The organism is Silvanigrella paludirubra, assembly GCF_009208775.1.
In the GTDB taxonomy this organism is placed as follows: domain Bacteria; phylum Bdellovibrionota_B; class Oligoflexia; order Silvanigrellales; family Silvanigrellaceae; genus Silvanigrella; species Silvanigrella paludirubra.
This window is the reverse complement of record NZ_WFLM01000005.1, coordinates 106,654-124,100: the sequence shown is the minus strand read 5'-3', so window position 1 is coordinate 124,100 and position 17,447 is coordinate 106,654. Positions and strand designations below refer to the sequence as shown.

The window sequence follows — 17,447 nt, the reverse complement described above, 5'->3', positions numbered from 1 at the left end:
ATCTTGTCAGCATAATTAGTTCCCATTTTATTATTGACTCAAACAGCATAATATGTTTTACATTCCATGAATGCCGATTTGATAGTCAGCTTGCGGGCGTTCATATTTACTACGTAAATTCAGCTAAAGCGGGATTCTTAAATGAACATTTATCTTAATCTATTCGTCATAATTTCCCTCTTTATAAATCAATCAATGCAAAATAAAAAATATTGTTGTTGTTATTTATAATAATGAATTTATCTTGTAAATAAGTATCATATTTATAAATTTTTAATCGTTTATATTATTTTAGGCAATTTTTATGATCAAACTTATTGGTATTAAAAAGTACTTTAAAACAAAGCTTGGCATTTCCCACGCTTTAAAAGGCATCGATCTTGAAGTATCAAAAGGTGAAATTTTTGGTATTATTGGGAAAAGTGGTGCAGGGAAAAGTACTTTACTGCGCACTGTTAACTTATTAGAAAGACCGAGCGAAGGTGAAGTTATTTTAGATGGTGTTTCTTTAACATCTCTCAAAGAAGTAGATTTAAGAAAACAAAGAAGAAATATTGGAATGATATTTCAGCATTTTAACCTTCTTTCGTCTGCGACTACATTCAAAAATGTGGCCTTGCCATTAGAATTTGCTGGTGTAGATAAAAAAGAAATTAATGAAAGAGTTAAATATTTATTAGAAGTAACAGGGTTGTCTGATAAAGAAAATCATTATCCTCATCAGTTAAGTGGTGGGCAAAAGCAACGTGTTGCGATTGCGCGTTCTCTTGCATCAAATCCAAAAGTACTTTTATGTGATGAAGCCACTTCAGCTTTAGATCCAGAAACAACAAAATCCATTTTAGAATTATTAAAAGAAATTAATAAAAAATTTGGTGTTACTATTCTTTTAATTACTCATGAAATGGAAGTTGTAAAAACGATTTGTGATCGAGTTGCTGTTATAGAAAATGGTCAAATTGTGGAATCATCTTCTATGGTAGAAATGTTTAGCAATCCAAAGGCAAACGTAACAAAAGCTTTAGTACGATCAGCTTTTCATATTTCATTACCTGAAAGTATTGAAAAAAACTTAATACAAATTCCTACAGAAGGATTAAATCCAATTTTAAAAATTTCTTTTGTAGGTGATGTAGCTACAGAGACTATTATTTCTGATTTAGTTATGAAATTTGGACTTCGTATAAATATATTACAAGCTCATATCGATGTTGTTAGCAATTCTCCAATTGGTATCATGCTTTGCCAAGTATCTGGAGTTCAAGAGCAAATTAATTTAGGAATTGAATTTTTAAGTAATTCAAATATTAAGACTGAGGTTTTAGGTTATGTTTCTGGAAACATTAAGTACACTGCTTGATTCTACATTAGCAACAATTTATATGGTGCTTGTAGCTGGATTATCTGCATTTATATTTGGTTTACCAATTGCTATTGCTTTAACAGTTACCTCAAAAGGAATGTTTTATGAAAATCCAGTAATTCATAAAATATTAAGTAGTATAGTTACTATTGGAAGATCTGTTCCTTTTGTTATATTAATGGTTGCTATTATTCCTTTTACTCGATTTATTGTTGGTACTTCTATTGGAACAGCTGCAGCAATGGTTCCGTTAAGTGTTGCTGCTATTCCATTTTTTGCAAGAATTGTTGAAGGTAAATTAGCAACTATAAATCGTGGTTTAATTGAGGCAGCTCAAGCAATGGGGTCTTCTCCAATGCAAATTATTAGAAAAGTTTTGTTACCTGAAGCCATTCCTGGAATAGCGAATGCCTGTACTATTTTGTTTGTAAGCTTAACAGAATATTCTGCAATGGCAGGAGCTGTTGGTGGAAGTGGACTAGGAAATATGGCGATACAATATGGGTATTATCAATTTAATACTCCTGTTATGATGCAAGCTCTCGTTACTTTAGTAGCATTGGTTTTATTTATTCAGTTTGTTGGTGATTTTATTACTCGTAAAGTTTCTCATTAAGCATCTTAGTTCGAAAGGAATTTGGTATGAAATTTGTTAAAATAGTTACTTTATTTTCTTCATTATTTTTAGGTGTTACTTCAGCAAATATAGCAAATGCGGGTGAAACCATAAAAGTTGGTATTACAGCAGGCCCTTCTGTAAAAGTTCTAGAGGTTGCTCAAAAACTAGCAAAAGAAAAATATGATTTAACTTTGAAAGTTATTACTTTTGGAGATTATCAAATTCCAAATGAAGCTTTAAACGCTGGCGATATTGATGCAAATATATTTCAAACAATCTCATTTCTAGAACAAGCAAAATTAAAAAAGGGATATAAATTAGCTATCGTTGGGAACACTTTTATTTATCCAATGGCAGTATATTCTCGCAAAATAAAAAATATTTCTGAAATTGGAGATAAAGCAACAATTGTTATTCCAAATGATGCAAGTAATCAGGGAAGAGCTTTAATTTTATTACAAACTGCTGGTCTTATTAAATTAAAAGATGGCGTAGGTGAAATTCCAAACCCTAAAGATATCATTTCTAATCCAAAACATTTAGATATTAAATCTGTGGATGCAGCACAAGCAGCTCGTTCTGCATTAGATGTAACAGCGGTTGTTTTAAATAATGACTTTGTAACAAATGCTGGATTTAAACCATCTGAAGCCCTGTTTAAAGAAAATCCTAAAACAGCAAAACCTTATATTAATGTTATTGTAGTTAAAGAATCTGAAAAAGAGAAAAAAGTATTTCAAAATTTAAAGAGTATTATGAATTCTGACGAAGTTCGTAAAAAAACGGAAGAACTTTTTCCAGGGGCTGTTCCTGCTTGGTAAGATTTAAAATTGCTTTTAATATTTAAATTTATTTATACATTAAAAGCAATTATTTTTTGGACTATGAATAATATATTGCAAAATAGCAGAGTTAATAAAAGAATCTCTTACCATTAATTTTTTAATTTTATTATTTTTATCAGTATACTCATAAAAACCATTTTTTAATACATTTAAAGTTTCTTTACAGGTTAATGAAATATTTGAATTAATAGCCTCCATTTCTTCAATGGATTTTTTGCTTTTTTCTAAGTTTTGAATTAAATATATCGGAATTACAGAATTTAAAGTACCAGAATCAGGTGTCATATTTCCTAAAAATAAAATAGATTCTTTTTCTTTATTTTCTTTTATTTTATAACCAGTCTCTTCTTGAAGTTCTCTTTTTGCTGCTTCGATATTATCTTCATTTTTTTCCCGACCTCCTCTAGAAAGTTCTAACTCCCATGAACGGGTTGCATGTCTAAATGTCGAAATAAATAAAAACTTTCCATCAGGAAGCAATGGTAAAATAGCAACTCCTGGTGAACCTCCATCTAAAGAGTTTTTCCACAAAAGTCGGTTATATGTTCCTGTTCCTTTATCTGTCTTTGTGGCATCTCGAATTATAAGCCAGTAAGGATCTTCAAAAACAATACCTACCTTACTAAAAGAATGAGCTTCTTCAGGAGTATATCCTTTTTTTATAAAACTTTGTTTTCTTTTTTTCTCAATCTTTAAAATCTCATTTACATTTTTTATAATTTCTATTTCACCGTTTATACTTTTGCCAAGTTCTATTGAATTATTTTCAATTAATTTAAGATAATTTGTAAAACTATTTTCGTTATTTAATGGATTAGCAAAAACGGGATAAATTGAACCGTGTATGGAATAATAAATAATGAATATTTTAAATAATTTTTTTATTTTATATTGAGATAACATGAATAAAATCCTCATATATTTTTAAAAATATTTTTCTTTCCCTTTCGATTTGACAGAAAAACAATTTTTGATATCATTCAACCATATAATTATCAAACTTTGATTTGTATCTTAAGATTTTTCAATATCTTATAACTAATTAAAATTATTAATTTCTATTTTTAATTTCAAAAATATTTTGGTTTTGACAAATAAAAATAAATAATTTATATGAGCGTAGTTTATACTAAATAGAGAAATAATGAGGGTTTTCTTTATGAAATTAAAATTGTTAGCTTCCATTTATGCTTTTTTTACGATTTCAAATTGTTATGCTGCAGATTCATTAGGTACTAGAAATAATCCATTTAAAATTGCAATTGTACCCTCAGGGCATGCGGCAAAAGCTTTAGATAATGCAAAACCAGTAGCAAAATGTATTGAAGATAAAGCAAAAATATTTGTCGATATACAAGTTCCAAATAGCTATATTGCAGTTGTTGAAGCAATTGGCGCTCAAAAAGTAGATATGGCATTTGGAGATATTGTTAGTTATTTAATAGCAAAAAATAAGTTTGGTGTTGAACCAATTTTACAAATTATTCGCTATGGTTCAAATAGTTATCAATCCGCAATTTTTGTAAAAGAAAACTCTCCTATTAAAAATGTCAATGACTTAAATGGAAAAAAGTTTGCTTATTCAGATGCAAGTTCTGCTTCAAGTTATATATTCCCTTCTATTTTAATGAAAAAAAATAATAAAAAGTTTTCACAAGAAGTACCAACGGGAAGTATGGATGCATCAATCATTGCTTTAATGCAAGGACAAGTCGATGCCACGGCTGCTTATTATAATGGTCCCGATGCCAAAACGGGTAAAATAAATGATGCAAGAAGTCGTGTGGAAAATATTTATCCAAATATTTCTAAAGAAACAAGAGTATTATGGCTATCTAAATCCATTCCAAATGAACCTGTTTATGTTCGTAAAGGGTTGACAAAAGAAATGAAAGATAAATTAACTCTTGCCATTCCGGCTTGTATTAAAGAATATCCAAACCATATTAATAATATGCAAGAATTAACACCTGTTAAATCAGATAATAAAGATTATGCAGAATTTGTGAAAGAAGTTGAAAGTTCAGGATTAGATATATCTAGTATTTTTAGTAAAAAATAAATTAAAATAAAACAATTCAAAAAATCAATTTTTAAGAATTGTTTTATTTTTTAGAAGTAGGATAGAAAAATTCGAGTGGGGAAGTAATAAGACGTTTAAATATAGCCGCTCTTAATTTTTTTCTTCCAACGCTTTGAATTTTTCTTGCTCGAATAGCTACAGACATAGCAAGCCAAAAGCTAACAGATAGGTTTAAAAGTCCAATCATAATAATTCCAAAAAATGCTAATATAAACTCGAATTTTCCTATCCCAGAAATGCCAATAGAAGAAATGGCAAATGAAAATGAACCTGTAGATAAAGTAACGTGCCTAACGTCAATGGGAAGACCTAAAAATATTCCAAACTGTGGAATCATGCCAAGCATAAATCCAAGTGAAATATTACCACCAAATCCCGAAATATTATGCGCAAAAAAGGATGATATTTTTTCCGCTTTTTCTTTTCCAAATACAAAAATCAATCTTTTATTTTTGGCTAATGCTTCTGGAACTCTTCTATAAACAGCCCAGTTTTCAAGCCAGCCTGCGGCAAGGCTTGATATCCAAAGTAAAAATCCAGTAAAAATAGCATAAAAAATACTGGGTCCTAATATAGAAATTGATTTTACAGTTGATATCGCTTTATCGGGAGTTAATACACTATGTCCTGTAAAATATTTAAAGATAAAATCAATAATAAAAGCACTAGGTATAACAAGGGCAAGGTTTCCAAATATAGCAGCAAATTGGGATCGAGTTAGTTTTGTTACTTCATCTACAAAGTCTTTTAGCAAAGCTTCGTCTTGGGTGTTATGAAGCTTTACAGCTAATGAAGAAGCGGTCATTGAAGGCTGTTTGGTTGCTAATGTAAAACCGCATAATTGAATAAATATAAAACTTCCTGCGTAATTTACTGTGGAAAAAAAACCTTCAAAAAAATGCGGGAGTTTTAAAGAAACAATAAAAAATTTTAATAATGTTGTAAATGCGGTAATAATACCGCCTCCTCCAGCAGATTTAAACATATCAAAATATTCTTTTTTATTATTTGTTAGGTAATGTTCTCCTGTTGTTCCAGATCGTTCAGCAATTTTTCTAGATAATTGGTTTAAGTTTGTTTGAATTAATGCTATAACGCTTTTTTTATCAAGACTTTCTCGAATTAATTTAGAAATAAATAAAGATATAATATTTGATTTAACAATTTTGTCACGAGAGTGTAAAAATGTTAAAAGAATTTCTAATCTAGCAAGGTGATAAGAAATTTTTTCAAGCTGATACACTAAAGTCACACTTACACCAAACTCATCAAGGTGTTGGAATACTTCTTGTAAAGATTTTTTACATTCAATTATATTTGAATCACATAATAAGATTAAATGTTGGAGTTCTGTTGAATTTGCTTCAATATAAGAATTTAAAAATTTATCAATACAATCACTCAATGTAATAAAAGGGGAATCTCTTATATGTTTTATATTTGTTCTTGTTCGGATGGCATCTGATAATCCAATAGCATGAATTTGGCTTGTTAAAATATATATAGCATCAGCAATATCATCTCTCATTTTATACCATAATTCATTTTTATCGGATTCAAATGTAATGAGTTCATGAATTTTACTTATGGTTTCTTGGCTAAGATTTTCAATCCAAATAGCATCTTCTTCTCTCGGAAAAATTTTTAAAAATAATTCTGAAAGTTCTTTGTCATCCGGAGGGGTGGGGATGATTTTATTCATGATTCTATCAGTAGCTTCTTGAAGAAAACCAGCTTCTTTTGGTAGTCCAGTGTGACTAAATAACTGAAGTGCATTTGTTTCTAAAATTACGGATCGAAATGTTTGAGATACCGCTTTTTTCCACTCTATATTTCTATCAAGAAGTTGTAATATAAAGCTTACTCGCGCAGTATGAATTTGGCCAATAGTTGGATCAAATTGAATTGGAATTTTTTCTGTGGATCGTATCCAAAACATCAGTTTTTGAATCCATTCTACTCTTTCTTCAAGTGATAATTTAGGATTTGCGCTTGAGAGGATAGAGTTTAAATCATACTTATAATTTCCAGCATGAATAAATTTATCTATTCCATTTATGAACTTTTTTAATATTTTCAAAAGAAACCTCCTTTTACTTCCTCTCGCATTTATGACATTCTATGATATACCCTAATGGGCTCTTGTAAACGAGGTGATTTTTTTTATGAACAGACTTATAAATGAATTGAAATCCATATTATTCATAGTTACTGCAATTTTTATATTTAGATCAACTTTTTTAAACTGGTATGTAATACCTACAGGTTCATTATTGCCTACATTAAAAATTGGGGATCACGTCGTTGTTAATAAGTTATCATATGGAATAATGTTACCATTTATGCAAACAAGAATATTTAGTTGGAGTCAGCCAGACCGTGGAGATATTGTCGTATTTCAGGGCCCAGAGTCCGAAAATCAATTGACATTAATTAAAAGAGTTGTTGGCCTTCCTGGAGATAAAATAACATTTGCAAACGGTATTTTAACAATAAATGGTGTTTTAGCAAAACAAGAACTTCAGATTGACAGAACTCCGCTCGAAAATTTGGGTGGTGGAGAAACAGCTGATAGTTTTAACCTTTTTGTTGAATCTGGATTTAGCAAATACCCTCATTATATTTTAAAAAGAAAATGGAACAGCTTAACGGATGCTGAAACACAAACTTGGGTTGTACCACCTAATAAATTGCTTGTATTAGGTGACAATAGAGATAATTCTTCAGATGGTAGATTCTGGGGATTTATGGATCAAGATCGTATCTATGGTAGAGCATTTTTAATTTCTTATTCAACTTATGATAAAGAAGGATCCTTTTTACCATCATTTCGAAATGAAAGATGGTTTCAACCAATTAAAAATTAATCTTGCATCGTTGCAATTAAAAGAGCCTTTATTGTGTGCATTCTGTTTTCTGCCTGATCAAATACAGCGCTATTCATTGATTCAAAAATCTCTTCTGTAACTTCCATACCTTTGATTGCAGGTAAACAATGTAAAAATAAAGTATTTTTGTTTTTTGTTGCTGCCATTATTTCACTGTTAATTTGATATGGTTTTAATAATTCTATACGCTCTTTAGCTTCTTTATTTTCTTCTTCTCCCATTGATATCCAAACATCAGTATATAAACAATCTGCATCAATGATAGCGTTCATGGGAGAGGTTTCAAATTCAAGAATGGAACCTGTTTCTTTATTTATTTTCAAACATTCTTTTATAATAAAATCATTTGGTCTTCTTGATTCTGGAGAACAAATAACAATATGCATTCCTGCATAGCAAGATGCAATCATAAGTGAATGTGCAACATTATTGGCTCCGTCACCTAAGTAAACAATTTTTTTTCCTTTTAAGTTTCCAAGTTTTTCTTGGCAAGTCATAATATCTGCCAATGCTTGGGTTGGGTGATGATCATCTGTTAAAGCATTCCAAACAGGAACTCCTGAATATTGAATGAGATCTTCGAGAGTTTTTTGTTCAAAGCCACGAAACATAATTCCGTCAAATAATCTTCCTAAAACACGTGCTGTATCTTTAACAGATTCTTTTTTTCCAAAATGAATATCGTTTCTGTTTAAAAATTCTGCATTCGCTCCTTCATCATGAGCGGCTACAACAAAAGAAGATCTTGTTCGGGTGCTTGATTTCTCAAAAATTAAAGCAATATTTTTATTGATCAGTCTTTTTGGAAAAATACGATCTCGTTTTTCTTTTTTTACTTTATGAGATAGTTCTAGCAAATAAAAGAATTCATTTTGAGAAATATCAAGTAATGTTGATAAAGAACGACCTTTTAATTTCATAAAGAACCTCTTTTTAAAAATAGAACGGCTTGTATTAAGGCTTCTATGGATCTTATTGTTGAAGCAATTGGAATTTTATATTGAACAGCAAGTTTTGTAATAAATGAATAATCATTATTATTCTCTAAAAATGCATCTTCATAGGGAGCAATCACCATTAATACTTGATTATTTTTTATTTGATTTATGATGTTTTGATCAGAATTATTTTTTGATTGAACAAGAATAATTTTGTTAGATATTTCTGAAATTAAACCGATATTTTCTTTTAAATTACTTAAATAATTTTCATTTGCACATAATAAAATATGCCCATCTTTATTCAAATTAAGACCTGCAGATATATATCCTTTTGCAAATAATTCACCTAAGTTATTTGCATTTGACATTATTTCACCAATAGAACGCATTTCTGGGCCAAGTATTGGTGTAAAATTTGGGAATTTTTGAAAAGGAAAAACAGGTACCTTAATAAAATATTTTTCGGTATTTAATATTTCATTTTGTATAACTAATTCGTTTAATTTTTTTCCTAAACAAAGATATGCACCTAATTTAGCCATAGGAACTTGTGTGGCTTTTGAAACAAATGGAATTGATCTTGAGCTTCTTGGATTTACTTCAAGAACATATACTTCGTCTTGATAAATTGCAATTTGTATATTCATCAAGCCAATTGTATTTAATTCTAAAGCTAAATTTTTGGAAATTTCTTTTATTTTATTTAAATGCATTTCTTTTGCGCTGATTGAGGGGATAATGCATGAACTATCGCCAGAATGAATTCCTGCTTCTTCTATGTGTTCCATTACGGTTGGAATATATACATCATTGCCATCGCATAAAAGATCGATATCAAACTCAATAGCCCCTTCTAAATATTTGTCAATTAAAACGGGTTTTGTGGTATCTATCTTTAATGCTTTTTCAAAATAATTTAATAATTGATTTTTATTATAAACAACTGCCATTCCTCTACCGCCTAATACAAAAGAAGGGCGTACTAAAACGGGATACGAAATGTCGTTTGCAATTTTTAAAGCTTCTTCTATACTTTTTGCTGTTCCAAACGGGGGGGCTTTAATATTTAGTTTACTTAATACTTTTCCGAATAACTCTCTATCTTCAGCAAGCTCAAGTGAATTAAAAGAAGTTCCTAAAATTTTATATCCTGCTTTTTCAATGCACTTTGCAAGCTTTAAAGGGCTTTGGCCGCCAAATTGAATAAAAACACCATATGGTTTTTCTTGATTTAAAATATCTAATACGTCTTCTTCAATTAAAGGCTCCATATATAATTTATCAGAAATATAAAAATCGGTACTTACTGTTTCTGGATTTGAATTAACGAGAATGGATTCAAATCCTAATTCTTGTGCCGCTTTAACAGCATGAACACAAGAATAATCAAATTCGACGCCCTGTCCTATTCGATTTGGTCCACTTCCTAAAATTACAATTTTTTTATTATTAGAAATTCGATTTTCATTTTGAGTTTCATAAGTTTTAAAATAATAAGGGGTTTTGGCTTCAAATTCACCAGCACAGGTATCAACCATTTTAAATGTTGGCTTAATATTAAAATCATTAAGTTGTTGTTCTATTAATTTTTTATCTGTTGAAATTAATTTTGCTATTTGTGTGTTACTAAATCCATCTTTTTTTGCTCTTGTTAATTTATCAATTGAAAGCGGATATTTTTCTTTTAAAAGATCTTTTTCTAATAGATACAAATCATATAATTGATACAAAAACCATTTTCCAACACCAGTTAAAGAATAAATTTCTTCTATATCCATATCTTTATAAAATGCTTCTTTTATATAATCAAATAAAGCAGGTGTAGGTGTTTTTAAAAGAATTTTTAGCTCAGAAATGGAATATTCTTTTTTACTACGAGACCAACCATCAATATTTTTTTCAAGGGAACGCCAGGCTTTTTGAAAGGCATCTTTAAAAGAACAGCCAAAAGCTAAAACTTCGCCAACGGATTTCATTTGAATTCCAAGCCTGTTGTCAGCTTCTTTGTATTTTTCAAAATCCCAGCGGGGTATTTTTACGACGACATAATCTATCGAAGGTTCAAAAGCAGCGCTTGTTACTTTAGTAATTTCATTTTTAATTTCATCTAGAGTTAAGCCAACTGCTAATTTCGCAGAGATGCGTGCAATAGGGTATCCTGTTGCCTTAGAAACAAGGGCAGAACTTCTAGAAACACGTGGGTTCATTTCAATGACAACAACTCTTCCTGTATCAGGATGAATGGCATATTGAATATTTGCTCCACCTGTTTCCATTCCTATTTCTTCAAAAATTCTTTTTGAGCTGTTACGTAATTGTTGATATTCTCTATCTGTAAGTGTCATACAAGGAGCGACTGTAATGGAATCTCCAGTGTGAACTCCCATTGGATTTACGTTTTCTATTCCGCAAATAACAACAAAATTCCCATTTTTATCTCTCATGACTTCAAGTTCGTATTCTTTCCAGCCAATGATAGATTCTTCAATAGAGATTTCTGCGTGCGTACTGGCAGCAAATGCGGCATCGACAAGCTCTTCAAATTGAGTTGAATTGAATGCGATTCCACCACCCGTTCCTCCTAAAGTAAATGAGGCTCGAATGATTAAAGGATAAGAAAGTTCTTCTGCAACTTTAAATGCATCTGTTTTATTTGAAACTAAGTCCCCACGCACGACGTCATAGCCCATAGAGGTAACAAGATTTTTAAATTCTCTTCTATCTTCAGCTAAGTCTACTGTTTTAGGGTTCACTCCAATCGCTTTTACGTTATGTTCTTCTAAAATTCCGGATTTATAAAGATCCATAAATAAATTTAAAGCAACTTGACCACCCATAGTTGGTAAAATAGCATCGGGTTTTTCTATTTCAATTATTTTTGTAATTGATTCTATTGTTAATGGTTCTATATAAACTTTATTTGCTGTTTCTTTATCAGTCATAATGGTAGCAGGGTTTGAATTGATAAGAACAACTTCATACCCTTCGTCTTTAAGAGCTAAGCATGCTTGAGTTCCAGAGTAATCAAACTCGCAGCCTTGACCTATTTGAATTGGACCCGAACCAATAATGAGAATTTTATTTATATCATTTCTTTTTGGCATGACTTTCTCCGTTATATTCTGTTCATTTGCATAGAGTTTATAAAATCATTAAAAATAGGTTCTGCATCTCGAGGCCCTGGGTTTGATTCCGGGTGAAATTGCACAGAATATATGGGTAGATTTTTATGTTTCATACCAGCTAAAGTACCATCGTTTAAATGAATATAGGTTGCTTCAAATATATTTGAAATATTTTCAATATTGACAATATAATTATGATTTTGAGATGTTATTAAAACTTTAGGTGATTCAGGATTTAAAGACTTTACTGGATGATTTATGGCATGATGGCCAAATCTTAGTTTTTCAATGGAAGCACCAAATGAAAGACCAATTAATTGATGTCCTAAGCAAATTCCAAAACAAGGATAACTTGCGAGTAATTCTTTCATAACAGAAATGATATTTGTTTCTTTAGCTAAGATGGTGGGATCTCCTGGTCCATTGCTAAAAAAAATGCCATCCGGTTGGATGGCTTTAATATCTTCAATTGAACTTGAAGGAGAAAAAAATACAGGCTCACAATTAAGCTCTGTTAAAGAATTTAATATTCCTTGCTTTATACCAAAATCTAATACAGCAACCTTATATTTTTTAGAAATATTTTTATTAAAATAGGGAACCTTTGGGATGGGGTTTTCTTGATGGTATATTTCGACAGCATTGGTCTGAGATAATTTTTGAAATTTATTTAATTTTTTTGTTAATGATAAAATGTCGTGATCTTCTGTGGAAAGGATTGCTGACATGCATCCCTTTTCTCTTATTTTATGAGTAATAAGTCTAGTATCTATATCATAAATAGCACATTTATTCTGCTCTTTTAGGTAACAGTCTAATGAAATTTTAGAACGATGATTATCTGGGATTAAGGAAATATTTTTACAGATCATTCCTTCTGCAAACATTTTATGAGATTCTAAATCTTCACGTGTTATTCCCGTATTTCCTATATAACTTGTAGTAAATAAGACAATCTGACCTAAGTAAGAAGGGTCTGAAATGACTTCTTCATAACCAGACATTGCGGTGTTAAATACAATTTCACCAACAATATCAGTCTTAATTCCTAAACCTTGGCCGTGAAAAACCGTGCCATCCTCTAATAAAAGAGATGCCCGCATATCTTCTCCATTACAATATTGAATTTTAAAACATAATAGGAAAAATTGAAGGTACGGCGAGATGCATCGTCGCCGAGCCAAAAATTGGACTATAATTGCATTATTAAATGCCTTCTGTCAAGTTTTTTTTGAACGTTTTTTTAGTTTTACAATTGCATAGTCACTTATTATCTTAATTAATATGGGGCATATAGATAAAAAAATCATAAATAATAAAAAATATGGGGAGATAAAATCATTTAAACTCTTTAAGCTTTCAATTTTGCTTCCTGCAAATGAATAAACAAGTATAATAGGGAAGGTACCAATTTGTGTGACAATATAAAATTGCCAAGCGGGAATATTTGTTAAACCCATACCTAAATTGACAGCAATTGCTGGAATTACCCCAGCAAATCGAACAGATAATAAATATAACCAGCCGTCTTTTTCAAAGCCATGAATTATTTTTTGTAATTTTGGGTTCTTTTTTTTATTTTTCTTATATTTTAAATAAAGTTGTCTAGATATTAAAAAAGATGCTGTATAAGATAAACTCACTACAAAAGAAAATAAAATGGCCCCTAAAATAGGACCAAAAAGAGCACCTGAACATAAAACAAAAACAGGACCAATAAAAGGGATATAAGCTATGGTTAATATAAAAAATAAAAGAGAAAATAAAATAGGGGATAAAATTGGATAAGTTATGTTGAGATTTTTAATTGTTTCAATATTTAACTGAATTAAATTCATAATGATTGCATCTGTTGGGTTATCTTTTGTTTGACTTAAGTTTATGAGACTAGATAATCCAAATATAGTTAGAATAATTATTATAAATATTATGTTTTTTTTCACATAAATCCCTTTTAAAAAAATTTGATGCAAAGAAAGATTCTAAATTGTATATTAAGAACTTCAAAGTCTATTTTATACAAAGGCTTTAATTTAAACAGCATTCGAATAGGATTAAAAATGATAGCATCTGGAACTCATGCTAATTTTGGCTCTTGGATATCTCCTATCACATCAGAGATCATTGCTAGTAAATCACTTTCTTTTACAGATATACATATTGATAATGGAATAATCTACTGGATTGAATCACGACCAAATGAAAAAGGGCGATCTGTCATTGTGTCCTATCATCAAAATGGCACTTATCAAGATGAAACACCAGAAGAATTTAGTATTGGTACATCCGTTCATGGTTACGGTGGTGGTGCTTTTTTTGTAAGAGATCAACAACTTTATTTTTCTAATTCTAAAGATGGAATTGTTTATCATAAAAATTTAAAATCAAATGTAATTAAACCTATTACTGAATATTTTGAAGGACGATTTGCTGATTTTCATGCTGATCCAAGGCATGAATATTTATATTGTATTCGAAAAGATGATTCTAAAAAGTCTCAATTTCCACCAACAGAAATTGTTCAAATATCGTTACAGAGCAAAAAAACAACTGTATTATTTACAGGCTCTGATTTTTACAGCAGTCCAACAATAAGTCCTAACGGAACTAAAATAAGTTGGTTGCAATGGGATCATCCTAATATGCCTTGGGATGCCACTGAGTTGTGGATTGCAGATGTTAATTTACAAGGAATTATTTCAAATAAAAAGCGGATTTCAATTGAATCAAAACAATCATTTTATCAGCCTACCTGGAGTTCTAAAAATGAATTATTTGTTTCTTCAGATATTACAGGTTTTTGGAATATTTATAAAGTAACAGATTCTAAATTAGAGAATATATATACTAGAGAGGCTGATTTTGGGAGGCCAATGTGGATTTCTGGAACTCGATGTTTTGATTTTATTGATGAAAATAAAATAATTTCAAGTTATTGTGAGAAAGGAATTTGGAAAACGGGAGTAATTCATATAAATGAAAAATCATTTAGCGAAGTAAGTAATTCATTAACATGCATATATAATATTGTAGCAAAAAATAACTGCGTTGCTTTTTTTGGAGGGTCTGAAACATTACCTTTAGCAGTTATTTTATCTAATTATGAATCAATTCAAAAAACTAAGGTATTGAGAAATTCTATTGGTGATATTTTTCAAAAAGATTTTATTTCCTTGCCTGAATTGATTGAATTTCCAACAAGAGATGATCAAGTAGCATATGCATTTTATTATAAACCTAAAAATCCAAATTATTCTTATTCAGATGATCAATTACCACCTTTAATTGTTAAAGTTCATGGTGGACCTACTGCAAATGCTGATTTTATGTTTAATCCAAAAGTTCAATATTATACCAGCAGAGGTTTTGCTTATTTAGAAGTAAATTACAGGGGAAGTACAGGGTACGGAAGGAATTATAGGGAACAATTAAAAGGGCAATGGGGTATTAGAGATGTAGAAGACTGTATTGATGCGGCTCTTTATCTCTGTAATAATAATAAAGTTGATAAAAATAAATTGATAATCGCTGGAAGTAGTTCTGGAGGATTAACAGTACTTTCTTCACTCGCTTTTCATAATATTTATAAATGCGGTTCTTGTACCTATGGCATTGCCGATCTTATTGCTATGACAGAACATATTCATAAATTTGAAGCATATTATGATCAAGGTTTAATTGGTGGTTCTGTAGAAAAAGAGCGTGAAAAATATTTTAATCGTTCCCCTTTAAACTTTGCCAATAATATTAAATCTCCCATTATATTTTTCCATGGTGATAAAGATGTTGTTGTTCATGTTAGTCAAACAAATAAAATTGTAAATGAATTAAATAAAAATAAAATATATAATGAAGTTTATATTTTTGAAGGAGAAGGTCATGGCTTTAAAAAGGCTGAAAGTATTATTACTTCATTGAATAAAGAGTTAGAGTTTTTTAAATCGTTATTATCTTAATTATCGGCTGTGGAAAGGCTTTCATCATCACCTACAAATATTCCTTTTAGGATATTTATTTTTCCATATTCTTCTTTTTTTTCAAATTGTTTGATTTTAATGACATTTAAATAATCAATTTCTTCTATTTTATATAAATTATTTGTCATTAATTCTTCTGTTGTAATTAATGTAATTTTGCAGTTTTTAAATTTTTTAAAGTCATCCCTAATAGAATAATATGATTTTTGCTCAAAGTTTAAATTGTACACATAAGGATGACCTTTTAGGTGATAAGCAAGCTGGGATGTCCAAGTCCAATTTAATGAAGCTAAAATATTGTCATTTTGATTACACCCTCTGTTATTTAACTCTTCTGGTGTAATAGACTTTGGCAGCTTTATCCCTGCAAGCTTATCTATCTTGTCATTATTAATTAAATACCAAAAGAACAATTTATATCCTGCATTTCCATCGGAAATACTCACAATTTTTTTTCTGACTTCTTTAAAACAAAGACTACTTGGAATAAGAAAAGAAGGTATTAGAAATAGTGGAATGAATATTTTATTAAACTTCCAATCGCTCATTTCTATTGCAAAAAACGGTAAAAGTAACAAAAAAGCTGGTGAAATCCAATATGGAGCTACATAATCAAAAAGAGAAGCAATTAAAAAAATTATAAAAATTCCACATATAGGAGAGAGCGCAATTAAAATAATTTTTTCATGAAATTCAATTTTATTTATTTTTTTATTGATAAAATATATATTTTTTATACCATAAAAAAATAAAATGGGAGTAATATAGATTGATGATTCTATTATGTAAAGAAATAAATTTTTAAAAGAAAAATCAAAAACACCAAAACCATGATTTAATTGAAAAATAAAAGAAATAAATTTGTTATTTAGATTCCAATAAATTGTTGGCATAGATGTAATTATTAAACTTGTTATAAAAATAGATAAAAAAGTAAATAAATTTTTTCTACTAAGATTAATTATTTGAGTTAATGTAAAAATAATTAAAAAAGTAATTGGTATCATGTGATATTTAGAATTGAAACCAAGCCCTGAAAATACCCCTAATAAAATAACATATTTGATAGGAATTCTATTTTCGTAATGAATAATTTCTAAAATTTTTAAAGATAAAAATAACACTATAGATAGGCATGTCAGTAGCGCAAAGTCTGGCATAAGAATAAAGCTTTGCATACTAAATACAGGTATTATATTCCATAAAATTTCTAAATATAAAATTTGTTTAATTGTTGTTTCTTTGTTTTTTATTGTTAAAATTTTATTCAAGGATAAAATTAAAAATATTATAGTAATTAAATTAAAAATAGGGACAAAAAAACGTAAGTTATTTTCATTTTGAGTAATAAAAATTCCTAAACGACAAATCCAGGCAACAGCACCAGGATGGTCAAAATAAGAAAGGCTTAAATTTCTTGACCAATCCCAATAATAAGCTTCAACATCTGCTATAGGAAAATGTTTACTCCATAGAAAATGAATAATAAGAAATAAAATTAATAATGGATATATTTCCCATTTTTTTAAAATAGAATTATTATTTTCAGTTTTCAATTTCATTTCCATATAATAAATAAAATAAATAAAAAAAAGAATATAATAAT

13 protein-coding genes are annotated in these 17,447 nt (G+C 29.4%); 6 read left to right on the top strand and 7 right to left on the bottom strand.

The window, feature by feature from the left end; all coding sequences use genetic code 11:
• Positions 1-304: 304 nt before the first annotated feature.
• From GCL60_RS13855 to GCL60_RS13845, 3 genes are read left to right on the top strand one after another with little or no spacing between them, the layout of a single operon-like run.
• Positions 305-1,360 carry a methionine ABC transporter ATP-binding protein gene (locus GCL60_RS13855; protein ID WP_153421274.1) on the top strand — a complete coding sequence of 352 codons (1,056 nt, stop codon included), beginning with the start codon at positions 305-307 and terminating at the stop codon, positions 1,358-1,360.
• Entirely contained in the window at positions 1,329-1,979 is a 651-nt protein-coding gene (locus GCL60_RS13850; RefSeq protein WP_153421273.1) for a methionine ABC transporter permease, read from the top strand. Before GCL60_RS13855 ends, GCL60_RS13850 begins: the two co-directional genes overlap by 32 nt.
• A 26-nt stretch (positions 1,980-2,005) precedes the next feature.
• Complete coding sequence (locus GCL60_RS13845) at positions 2,006-2,803, top strand: MetQ/NlpA family ABC transporter substrate-binding protein (RefSeq protein WP_153421272.1); 798 nt, start codon at positions 2,006-2,008, stop codon at positions 2,801-2,803.
• A gap of 39 nt (positions 2,804-2,842) precedes the next feature.
• Here GCL60_RS13845 and GCL60_RS13840 read toward each other — a convergent pair whose 3' ends face one another.
• Positions 2,843-3,730 (bottom strand): NUDIX hydrolase, encoded by an 888-nt coding sequence (locus tag GCL60_RS13840; protein WP_161998222.1) that lies wholly within the window; start codon positions 3,728-3,730, stop codon positions 2,843-2,845.
• Positions 3,731-3,986: 256 nt separating this feature from the next.
• Here GCL60_RS13840 and phnD point away from each other — a divergent pair, with 256 nt between their 5' ends.
• Positions 3,987-4,889 carry a phosphate/phosphite/phosphonate ABC transporter substrate-binding protein gene (gene phnD, locus GCL60_RS13835; protein ID WP_161998221.1) on the top strand — a complete coding sequence of 301 codons (903 nt, stop codon included), beginning with the start codon at positions 3,987-3,989 and terminating at the stop codon, positions 4,887-4,889.
• Positions 4,890-4,932: 43 nt separating this feature from the next.
• Here the strand turns inward: phnD and GCL60_RS13830 are convergent, their stop codons facing one another.
• Positions 4,933-6,990, bottom strand: a complete 2,058-nt coding sequence (locus GCL60_RS13830; RefSeq protein ID WP_153421269.1) for a site-specific recombinase — start codon at positions 6,988-6,990, stop codon at positions 4,933-4,935.
• A gap of 85 nt (positions 6,991-7,075) precedes the next feature.
• Between GCL60_RS13830 and lepB the strand changes: the two genes are divergently transcribed.
• The gene (gene lepB / locus GCL60_RS13825) at positions 7,076-7,777 is read left to right on the top strand and encodes a signal peptidase I (protein WP_153421268.1); all 702 of its coding nucleotides are present in this window, start codon (positions 7,076-7,078) and stop codon (positions 7,775-7,777) included.
• Here lepB and argF read toward each other — a convergent pair.
• The 4 genes from argF to GCL60_RS13805 all read right to left on the bottom strand — a co-directional run bounded on the left by argF (position 7,774) and on the right by GCL60_RS13805 (position 13,807).
• Positions 7,774-8,718 (bottom strand): ornithine carbamoyltransferase, encoded by a 945-nt coding sequence (gene argF, locus GCL60_RS13820; protein WP_153421267.1) that lies wholly within the window; start codon positions 8,716-8,718, stop codon positions 7,774-7,776. The genes lepB and argF overlap by 4 nt on opposite strands.
• Entirely contained in the window at positions 8,715-11,843 is a 3,129-nt protein-coding gene (gene carB, locus GCL60_RS13815; RefSeq protein WP_153421266.1) for a carbamoyl-phosphate synthase large subunit, read from the bottom strand. Before carB ends, argF begins: the two co-directional genes overlap by 4 nt.
• A gap of 11 nt (positions 11,844-11,854) precedes the next feature.
• On the bottom strand, positions 11,855-12,967 hold the full coding sequence (gene carA, locus GCL60_RS13810; RefSeq protein WP_153421265.1) for a glutamine-hydrolyzing carbamoyl-phosphate synthase small subunit: 1,113 nt from the start codon (positions 12,965-12,967) through the stop codon (positions 11,855-11,857).
• 117 nt (positions 12,968-13,084) lie between these two features.
• Positions 13,085-13,807, bottom strand: a complete 723-nt coding sequence (locus GCL60_RS13805; RefSeq protein ID WP_153421264.1) for a TVP38/TMEM64 family protein — start codon at positions 13,805-13,807, stop codon at positions 13,085-13,087.
• A gap of 117 nt (positions 13,808-13,924) precedes the next feature.
• On the opposite strand from GCL60_RS13805, the gene GCL60_RS13800 reads away from it, so the two are divergent.
• Entirely contained in the window at positions 13,925-15,820 is a 1,896-nt protein-coding gene (locus GCL60_RS13800) for a S9 family peptidase (RefSeq protein ID WP_161998220.1), read from the top strand.
• Here the strand turns inward: GCL60_RS13800 and GCL60_RS13795 are convergent.
• Complete coding sequence (locus tag GCL60_RS13795; RefSeq protein WP_161998219.1) at positions 15,817-17,397, bottom strand: ArnT family glycosyltransferase; 1,581 nt, start codon at positions 17,395-17,397, stop codon at positions 15,817-15,819. The two genes, GCL60_RS13800 and GCL60_RS13795, sit on opposite strands and share 4 nt — an antisense overlap.
• Positions 17,398-17,447 lie beyond the last annotated feature (50 nt).